Raw genomic sequence first — 1,674 nt, 5'->3', positions numbered from 1 at the left:
GGCGCGCGCCATGACCCTGTGCAAGCCTTGGCCAGAGACGAAATTGCGCGCCGTCGACAATTTTCATGGCTGAGCGTCGTCGCTAATCAGGATCGGATAACGCTGCGTGGAGGGAAATTCAGCTCGCCTTCGGCCACGTTCAATGGCTACCTCGGCGAGGCGATTCGCACGGAGCTGGCTCAAGCCGGGTTGCTGGACAAGACTGCGGACGTCGTTATCGGCGGCACCATGACCCGAAATGATTTCGACGGCTCGGGAATCTCGATTGGCACCGCTGACCTCGCTGCCGAATTCTGGGTGGACCGCAAAGGCAGTCGGATTTACCACGGCAACAAGACAACCCATTACGAGTGGAAGTCGTCCTTCGCCGGCATGACCGCCATTCCTGCGGCGGCACAGGGGTACATGGATGCCGTCCAGAAACTGGTCCACGAACTGCTTTCCGATCCTCAATTCCAGAACTCGATCAAGGGATGATCCTGGCCATGAACTTTTCGCAGCGCATCTTTGGCCGTCTCCTTTGCCTGGCCGGACTGGCCGTCCTGGCGGGTTGCGCCCATCCGGTTTCCATCCGCTCGGATGTCACTTATCCGAAGGGGCAGGCGACTAACGACGCCTCAGTCGGCTATTACATCAGTGATAGCAACCGCAAGTTGGAAGTCACTACCCCCGGTGGCGGTGGCGACAAGATCCGTTATTTCCCTTACCGCGATCTCGAACCGGCCCTGCTGGAAACGCTGGGCAGCGTATTCGGCAAGGTGTACGCCCTGCCCGACGCGGGGCGCGCCGAGTACATCAAGGCGCACGACATTACCTTCGTCTTCGAGCCCGTGTTCACCACCGGCTCCTCCAGCGACAGCATGATGTTTTGGCCTGCGACCGATTTTGACCTCACGATGAAGGTCACTGCGGTTGACAGCATCGGCAAGACCATATGGGAGCGCCAATTCACCGGCCACGGCCACGTGGACAAGAACCGGTCGCTCGTGGACGTGCCGCCGGCGAAGGTAGCGGCCAAGCAGGTTTTCGAACAATTGCGACAGGCCCTGGTCAATGAGTCATCGTTCCAGCGCGGCTCGGTTATAGGCCAGAACTGATTGCAAGGACGGGGTGGCAAGTAAGAATGAGGTCAGGTTCACTTATCAGGTGTCAATGCGGAGGCCTTGCTACGCCAAGGCCTCCGCCGCGCCGAACGCCGCCTTCCCGCCCGCCCGCCGATCCGATATTCCGGTAGCGAACCGGGTCACGCCGACGCCACCTTTGCGATTCATCATATAGGCGGTCCGCGGCCCGTTACGCGGAACCGGCATCGAAAAGGTGTCCGCCGAAAAGGTGTCAGGGACAATTTCCGAAGCACAGCCCGACAGGTGCTGCCAATCGCTCTGTTGCGCGACGCGCCGGGCGAGACATGCGAGTTGGCGAGGCTACGGGGTATCCCCGGGCGGCCTGTGACGTGCTGACCTGCTCCCGGCATCCGATCCGGGGGCGCGGTAATTTGCCTCGACGCCGACCTGGGCGACCCCGACGCCGGGGTAATTTCCCTCGATGCCGACCCGCGCGACCCTGACGCCGAGGTAATGTAAGCGTCCGCCCACCCCACCTTGAAGGATGTCACGGGCTATGCCAACGGCAACAGCGTGGTGATGTCGCGGTCTTTGGTGGTGGGCAGGCGGG

2 protein-coding genes are annotated in these 1,674 nt (G+C 61.5%); both read left to right on the top strand.

All coding sequences use genetic code 11. From position 1 onward, the window contains the following. Window positions 1-477 (top strand): hypothetical protein (locus tag RHOOR87_RS19505; protein ID WP_231381837.1); only part of this gene is annotated, 477 nt, incomplete at its 5' end. Between the two features lie 8 nt (window positions 478-485). Beyond that, a complete protein-coding gene (locus RHOOR87_RS19620; RefSeq protein WP_155950984.1) occupies window positions 486-1,097 on the top strand; it encodes a hypothetical protein in 612 nt (203 codons plus the stop codon). Window positions 1,098-1,674: the final 577 nt, after the last annotated feature.

Source organism: Rhodanobacter sp. OR87 (genome assembly GCF_000473345.1).
Lineage (GTDB): Bacteria > Pseudomonadota > Gammaproteobacteria > Xanthomonadales > Rhodanobacteraceae > Rhodanobacter > Rhodanobacter denitrificans.
This window is presented reverse-complemented; position numbering and strand designations above follow the sequence as displayed.